Origin of the sequence: Methylobacterium sp. WL103 (assembly GCF_008039885.1) — a bacterium.
In the GTDB taxonomy this organism is placed as follows: domain Bacteria; phylum Pseudomonadota; class Alphaproteobacteria; order Rhizobiales; family Beijerinckiaceae; genus Methylobacterium; species Methylobacterium cerastii.
On sequence record NZ_VRUX01001186.1, the window covers coordinates 1 to 629 of the forward strand.

Below are 629 nucleotides of genomic sequence, written 5' to 3' on the forward strand. Positions count from 1 at the left end.
GCGCAGGCGGCGAGCGCCAGCCCGGCCGCCATCGCCGAGACCAGGACGCAGGTGACGAGGAAGGCCGGCCAGTGCGGCCCGATCTCGACGCCGTAGAACAGGGCCGCGGCCGCGAAGATCAGCCCGGCCTGGGCGACGCCCTGGAGGGTGAGGAACGCGAACTTGCCGAGCACGATCACCGCGAGCCCGCCCGGACCGGCCATCAGCCGGTCGGCGAGGCCGGTGGCGCGCTCCTCGGTGAGCGACATCGCCCCCTGCATCGCGGCGAACAGCAGGAACACCGCGGTGATCGCGCCGGCATAGTAGCGCACCCGCTCGTTGGCGGCGCCGGCCGCGGTGCTGCGCCGCTCCACCAGGGAGGCGAAACTGAACGGTTCCTTCTTGGCGCGCTGCTCGGCGAAGGCCTGGTCGAGGAAGGCGCGCTCGTCGGCGCCGATCTTGCCGCTGCGCTCGACGTCGGCGACGACCCGCGACAGCACCACGTCGGGCAGCGCCTCGTTCAGCACGCGCTGGAGCTGGCCCAGCGCGATCGGGGTCGCCAGCGCCTTGGCCGGGCTCTCGACCAGCACCACCGGCTGCTCCGCCGCCGCTCCGGCGGCCGGCGCGGACAGGTCGCCGCGGATCGCCAG

Annotated in this window: 1 protein-coding gene; it reads right to left on the minus strand. The window is 74.6% G+C overall.

Annotated features, from left to right (window positions below; translation table 11 throughout):
- On the minus strand, positions 1-629 hold a 629-nt coding region (locus FV222_RS28520; protein WP_147816473.1), incomplete at both ends, for an ABC transporter permease.